This window comes from Streptomyces sp. FH025 (genome assembly GCF_017427025.1).
Lineage (GTDB): Bacteria > Actinomycetota > Actinomycetes > Streptomycetales > Streptomycetaceae > Kitasatospora.
The window spans coordinates 1-5,845 of record NZ_JAFLNG010000498.1 but is presented as its reverse complement, the minus strand read 5'-3'; the positions used below and the strand labels follow the sequence as shown (position 1 = coordinate 5,845).

Here is a 5,845-nt window from a genome sequence, read left to right as displayed (position 1 = left end):
CCTCCGCCCGGGTCGGGGTCTACCGGGCGGCGTGGCGTATCGCGTCCAGGGCGAGCGCGGCGGCCGCCAGGGCGGCGGCGAGGCCCGCGACCGCGAGCGGGGCAGGTGCGCGGCCCCCGGTGACGCCGAGGAAGTCCAGCCCGGAGACGTGGTTGATCATCCCGTACCAGAGCATCGGGTAGACGGTCTGGAACAGCCGGGGCCCGCGCGTGACGCTGCCGCAGAACATCGCCAGAGCGGGGATCAGTACGGCCCCTGCCAGAGCGCCGGCGGCGGCCCGGGTCTGCCCGGCGCCGATCAGCCGCAGGACCGGCACGGCGACCATCGCCAGCGCCGGGAGGATCCCCGCGAGCAGGACGGCCAGCCCCCGGCGCAGCGGGGAGGGGCAGGCACCGAGCAGTTCGTCGACGCTGCCGCCGCCCGCCCGGTGCCCCATCCGGGACCAGAGCAGCACCGGCCAGAGCATCGCGAACGGCAGCGCCGGGTGGCTCGGCCCGTCCGGTGTGACGGCCGCCGCGCCCGCCGCGAACACGGCCGCCCCGGCCCACCACAGCCGCCGGCCCTGCACCAGGATCCGCAGCTCTCCGAGCACCGCGTCGAACCCCGTACGCCCCGCCCTGGCCGCGGTCAGCCGGGCCGGGTCCAGGGTGAAACCCGCCGAGGAGGCGGCCGCGGGCGGTGTTTCCGCGGCCGCCTCCGCTTCGGCCGGGCGGGCGCCGAGGCCGGTCGTCGCCTCGTCGAAGCGCCGGAACCAGAGTGCCCCGAGCAGCGCGATCGCCACCGCCGCGCCGACCAGCAGCACCCCCGTCGAGGCCGGGCCGCCCGCCTCGCCCGGCCCCAGACCGGGCCAGTCGAAGCTGCCGAGCACCCGGTTGTCGGCGGTCAGGCCGACCCCGAACTCCACTCCGCCCACCGGCCGCCCGCTCGCCGCGAGCGTCTCCCGGATCGACGAGGTGATCCGCCGCATGCCCAGCAGGTCCAGCCCGCCGGCCGTCTGCGCGCCCAGCACCAGGACCGTCCAGACCGCGAACCAGACGATCGCCCCGATCCCGCCGCGCAGCCCGGGCACGGTGTCGAACAGCACCGCGCACCCGGCCACCGCCGCCAGCAGCGGCAGCGTGATCAGGACGTACGGCAGCAGCAGCCGCACCACGTCCACCCGGTCGGAGTCCCCCTTGAGCAGCTGCACCCCGAGGGCGGTGCCGGCCAGTGCGAGCAGCATCGAGCCGAACAACAGCAGGTTGCTGCCGAACTTGCCCGCCAGATAGCCGATCCGGCTCAGCGGGGTGGCCGCGAGCAGGCCGCCCACGCCGCTCTGCTCGTCCCGGACGATCGTGCCCCGGACGATGCCGAAGCCCGCCAGCGAGAGCCAGACCGCGCCGCCGAGCGCCGTCACCGTCCCCACGTAGCCGCTGGTGTAGCGGCCCTGGAGGTCGGTCACCTGGAACACCTGCCAGCGGGAGTCGCCCACCGGCGCGGCCAGCAGGCCGAGGGCCAGGGTGCCGAGCAGCACGACCAGGTAGCCCGGCCGCCGTCGGCGCTCCCGGAAGTCGGCCAGGGCGAGCGCCCCGATCCGCGTCACCACGCCGCCACCTGCTCGGGTACGGCCGGACCGGCGGTGAGCAGCAGGTACGCGTCCTCCAGCCGGGGCGGTACGGGCTGTGCCTCCGGCGCGGGCGGGTGCCCGGACAGCACCCGGGCGCGGACGCCCTGCGGGGTGCGGGTGGTGCCGCCGAGCAGGAACCGCGAACGCAGCAGCGGGAGTTGATCGGCGGCGACGGTCAGCTCCCAGACCGAGCCCTCGGCACCGCGCAGCAGCTCCTCCGGGCTGCCGTGGTGCAGCAGCCGCCCGCCGCCCATCACGGCGATCCGGTCGGCGGTGGCCGCCACGTCCGGAACGATGTGGGTGGACAGCACGACGATCCGATCGGCGCCGAGCCCGCTCAGCAGGCCGCCGAAGCGCAGCCGCTCCTCAGGGTCCAGCCCGACCGTCGGCTCGTCCACGATCAGCAGCGCCGGGTCGTTGAGCAGTGCCTGGGCGATGCCGACCCGCTGGCGCATCCCGCCGGACATCGCCCCCAGCCGCTGACCGGCCGCGCCCGAGAGGTTGACCAGTTCGAGCAGCTCCTCGATCCGGGCCCTGGCGGAGCGCCGACGCAGCCCCTTGGCGGCGGCCAGGTAGCCGAGGAACTCGCGGGCGGTGAGCTGTGGGTAGACGCCGAAGTCCTGCGGCAGGTACCCGACGGTGCGGCGCAGCGGCCCGGGCCGACGGGCGATGTCCGTGCCCTCCCACAGCACCCGCCCCGAGGTGGGCCGGGTGACCGTGGCCAGGATGCGCATCAGGCTGGACTTCCCGGCGCCGTTGGCCCCGAGCAGGCCGAGCACGCCGGGCCGCAGCGTCAGCGTGAAGGAGTCGACCGCGCGTTTGCCGCCGCGGTACTCCTTGGTGAGGTCGAGGATCTGGAGTTCGGTCACGACCGGAATGCTTCCGCCTGGGCCGCCTCCGCACATCTGCCGTTCGGCAGATATCCGCGGGGTTCCCGGAGCGGAAAACGTCGGAGGGGTGGGCCTTTCGGCACACCCCTCCGATCATCAGGCCGCCAGGCGTCGGCCGTCGTCAGCCTTCGCCGGCCTTCGCCGGCCTTCGCCGGCCTTCGCCGGCCTTCGTCAGTCCTCGTCGCCGAGCTCGCCGAGGTCGCCCCCGGCGTCGCTCCCGTCCGGCGTGCCGCTGATCGCGTACCCCTGGCGGCGCGCCTCGTAGCAGGCCACCGTCGCGGCCGCCGAGACGTTCAGCGAGCCCACCCGGCCCAGCTGCGGCACGAACACCACCTGGTCGCAGAGCGCCAGCGCCTCCGGCGTGATCCCGCGGTCCTCGTGCCCGAGCACGAAGGCCACCGCCGGGGTCAGCTCGGCCGCGAACATCGGCACCGCCTCGTCCGCCAGCTCCAGCCCGACGACCTTGAAGCCGTCCGCCTTCGCCGCCGCCACCGCCTCGGCGACGGTCGGGAAGTGCTCGACCTTCAGGTACTTGTCGGTGCCCATCGCGGCCTTCTGCGCACCGGCCGAGCGCACCGACGGGGTGTCCCCGGTCAGGTACAGCTTCTCGGCGCCCATCGCCGCCCCGGTCCGGACCACCGAGCCGACGTTGAACGGCGACTGGAGGTTCTCCAGGATCATCGCGAGCCGGAACTCGTTGCTGCGCCGCCAGGAGCGGTGCAGTCGCTTCAGTTCGGTCCCGCGCAGCTGCTTCACGACGTCGTTCCCCGTCCACTCTCCGAGCCCTCGCCCGACTCCGGGCGGGGCCGTGCTTCCAGAATCCGGAACCCGTTGACCGACGTGACCCGGGTGGTCGGGTAGCCCTGATCGTTGAGCCACTTCTGCAACGAGTCCGAGCCCAGGTGCTTCTGCACCACCAGGAACGCCGAGCCGTCCGGGGTCAGCCGGCCGAGCCAGTGCGTCAGCAGCCCGCGCAGCGCGGCCTTGCCGATCCGGATCGGCGGGTTGGAGTAGATGGTGGCGAACCGGAGGTCCTCGGGGACGTCGTCCGGCAGCGCGGCCTGGACGTTGCCCAGCCGCAGCGCCTCGGCGTTCAGCCGCACCAGCTCCAGCGCCCGCTCGTTGACGTCGACCGCCCACACCGGCAGCCGCTTGCGGCGGGTCGCCCAGGTCAGCGCGATCGGGCCGTAGCCGCAGCCGATGTCCAGGATCGGACCGCGCACCCGCGGCTGCGGGGCGTGCTCCAGCAGGATCCGGGTGCCCGGGTCGAGTCGGTTGCGGGAGAACACCCCGGCGTCGGTGGTCAGTTCGAGGGTGACGTCCGGCAGTGCGACCGTGATCGGCCGGCGCTCGCTGGCGACCTCGGGCGCACCGGTGAAGTAGTGCGAGCCGGACATGGACTTCCCGTCGTTCGTATGGGGCCGTCGTTCGTAGGGGACTCGGGGCCACCGGGTGGGTGTGGTCAAGCCCTGGGTACGGCACCGATCGTACCCCCGGTGGCCTGCGGCGCGTTCCGCGCGGCCGGGCGGTGCGGCCCTCCGGCGGGGGCCTCGCGGACCCCTACAGGGTGCCCGGGGTCTTGCGGGTGGCCACGTTGATCCGGTTCCAGGCGTTGATGGTGAAGCACACCGAGATCAGCTGCGCCAGCTCCGCCTCCGGGAAGTGCGCGGCGGCCCGGGCGTACACCGCGTCCGAGACGCCGCCGTCGATGCGGGCGATCTCCTCGGCCAGCGCCAGCGCGGCCCGCTCGCGCTCGCTGTACACCCCGGCCGGGGCCTCCGGCCAGACCGGCAGCAGGTAGATCCGCTCGTCGGTCTCGCCGGCCTTTCGGGCGTCCTTGGCGTGCATGTCCAGGCAGTACGCGCAGCCGTTCAGCTGCGAGGTGCGCATCTGCACCAGCTCGACCAGCGCCGGGTCCAGGCCCTCGCGGGCGGCGGCGTCCAGGGCGATCATCGCGCGGAACGCCTTCGGGGCGGTGCGGGCGTAGTCGAGGCGGGCGGGGGCCGTGGTGGTTCCGTTCGTCGTCATGGCTACGACCCTAGGCACGGAATGCACCCTCTCCATGGGTCACTCAGGGGCAGGTTTCGTGGGTCAATTCCGGCCGGAGGCGGGTCGGGCGAACACGCCGGAGCGGTCCCGGCACGTCGCGTCCGCGCGCCCGGCGACGGATACTGCCAGTACCGCCACCCGGGCCCTGCGAGCCTCCGAACAGTGAGGACGGACGCCATGCCGCAGAACCACGAGGACTACCTGATCGACGAGGCCGTCGACACCATCGAGCCCGACGAGGAGGCCCCCACCGGCGACGAGTACGACGAGGTGGCCGAGCGCCGGGCCCTCGGCGCCGACCCGGCCACCGACGTCGCGGACGCCGCCGAGCAGAGCCGGGTCGTCCAGCTCGACGAGGACGACTACCGCGAGTAGTCAGATGGCCTTGCGGCGCTGCAGCCAGGCCATCGCCGCCCAGCCCGGCAGCACCGGCAGGATCAGCGTCAGCAGCCGGAACAGCGCCACCGCCGCCAGCGCCCCGCCCTTCTCCATCGACGCCGTCTGCTGCATCAGCCCGACCAGGAACGTGTCCACCGCGCCGGCCCCGCCCGGGGTCGGCGCGGCGTTGCCCGCCGCGTTGCCCACCAGGAACACCACCGCCATCGAGGCGAAGGACGGCTCCCTGCCGATCGCCCGCACACAGCAGTACAGACAGGCGATCAGGCAGAGCGACACCAGCAGCTGGCCGGCCACCCCCACCGACAGGCGGCCCGGGTTGCGCAGCAGGTCCAGCAGCCGCGGCAGCACCTCGGCCGTCAGCGGCCGCAGCCGCGCCGCCAGCCACTGCCGGGCCGGCGGGATCGCCCACACCACGGCCAGCAGCACCGCCGCCACCGCCAGCCCGCCGACCACGGCGGGCAGCGCCTCCAGCTCCGAACCGCCCGGCTGGACGTCCAGCAGGTAGACGAAGGCCCCCAGCTGCAGCAGGTGCAGCACCAGCCCGATCAACTGCCCCACCCCGACGCTGGACAGCGCCTGCGCGGTGGGAATGTTCGCCTGCTGCAGCAGCCGGGTGTTCAACGCGATCCCGCCGACACCTCCGGGCGACACCAGCTTCACGAACGCCCCGGCCAGCTGCGCCAGCACCGCGTTGCGGAAGTCCAGCCGCTCCGGCACGAAACCGACGAACCCCATCGCCGACGCCACGTGGCTCAGCCCCGCCGCCACCAGCGCCAGCGCCAGCCACCACGGATCGGCGTCCGCCAGCACCGCGACCGGGTTGTCCTCCGCCGCGAAGAACTGCGGAATCAGCAGCCACCCGGCCACCACCCCGCCGACCACGGCCAGCAGGGTCCGCGGC

7 protein-coding genes are annotated in these 5,845 nt (G+C 74.2%); 1 reads left to right on the top strand and 6 read right to left on the bottom strand.

Going from position 1 to position 5,845, the window contains the following annotated elements:
• Positions 1-19: 19 nt before the first annotated feature.
• The 5 genes from J0670_RS27735 to J0670_RS27715 all read right to left on the bottom strand — a co-directional run bounded on the left by J0670_RS27735 (position 20) and on the right by J0670_RS27715 (position 4,524).
• Positions 20-1,585 carry an ABC transporter permease gene (locus J0670_RS27735; RefSeq protein WP_207814433.1) on the bottom strand — a complete coding sequence of 522 codons (1,566 nt, stop codon included), beginning with the start codon at positions 1,583-1,585 and terminating at the stop codon, positions 20-22.
• The gene (locus tag J0670_RS27730) at positions 1,579-2,475 is read right to left on the bottom strand and encodes an ABC transporter ATP-binding protein (protein ID WP_374223183.1); all 897 of its coding nucleotides are present in this window, start codon (positions 2,473-2,475) and stop codon (positions 1,579-1,581) included. Before J0670_RS27730 ends, J0670_RS27735 begins: the two co-directional genes overlap by 7 nt.
• 192 nt (positions 2,476-2,667) lie before the next feature.
• The gene (locus J0670_RS27725) at positions 2,668-3,252 is read right to left on the bottom strand and encodes a TrmH family RNA methyltransferase (protein ID WP_207814431.1); all 585 of its coding nucleotides are present in this window, start codon (positions 3,250-3,252) and stop codon (positions 2,668-2,670) included.
• On the bottom strand, positions 3,249-3,893 hold the full coding sequence (locus J0670_RS27720; RefSeq protein ID WP_207814430.1) for a class I SAM-dependent methyltransferase: 645 nt from the start codon (positions 3,891-3,893) through the stop codon (positions 3,249-3,251). The genes J0670_RS27725 and J0670_RS27720 overlap by 4 nt, the downstream gene beginning before the upstream one ends.
• 163 nt (positions 3,894-4,056) lie before the next feature.
• Positions 4,057-4,524 carry a carboxymuconolactone decarboxylase family protein gene (locus tag J0670_RS27715; protein ID WP_207814429.1) on the bottom strand — a complete coding sequence of 156 codons (468 nt, stop codon included), beginning with the start codon at positions 4,522-4,524 and terminating at the stop codon, positions 4,057-4,059.
• Between the two features lie 198 nt (positions 4,525-4,722).
• On the opposite strand from J0670_RS27715, the gene J0670_RS27710 reads away from it, so the two are divergent.
• On the top strand, positions 4,723-4,920 hold the full coding sequence (locus J0670_RS27710; RefSeq protein WP_207814428.1) for a hypothetical protein: 198 nt from the start codon (positions 4,723-4,725) through the stop codon (positions 4,918-4,920).
• Here J0670_RS27710 and J0670_RS27705 read toward each other — a convergent pair.
• A partial coding sequence (locus J0670_RS27705) for a lysylphosphatidylglycerol synthase transmembrane domain-containing protein (RefSeq protein ID WP_207814427.1) occupies positions 4,921-5,845 on the bottom strand: 925 nt, incomplete at its 5' end.

Coding starts and splice junctions, on each gene's coding strand:
- J0670_RS27720 (WP_207814430.1), bottom strand. CDS start 3,893: ATGTCCGGCTCGCACTACTTCACCGGTGCGCCCGAGGTCGCCAGCGAG.
- J0670_RS27710 (WP_207814428.1), top strand. CDS start 4,723: ATGCCGCAGAACCACGAGGACTACCTGATCGACGAGGCCGTCGACACC.
- J0670_RS27715 (WP_207814429.1), bottom strand. CDS start 4,524: ATGACGACGAACGGAACCACCACGGCCCCCGCCCGCCTCGACTACGCC.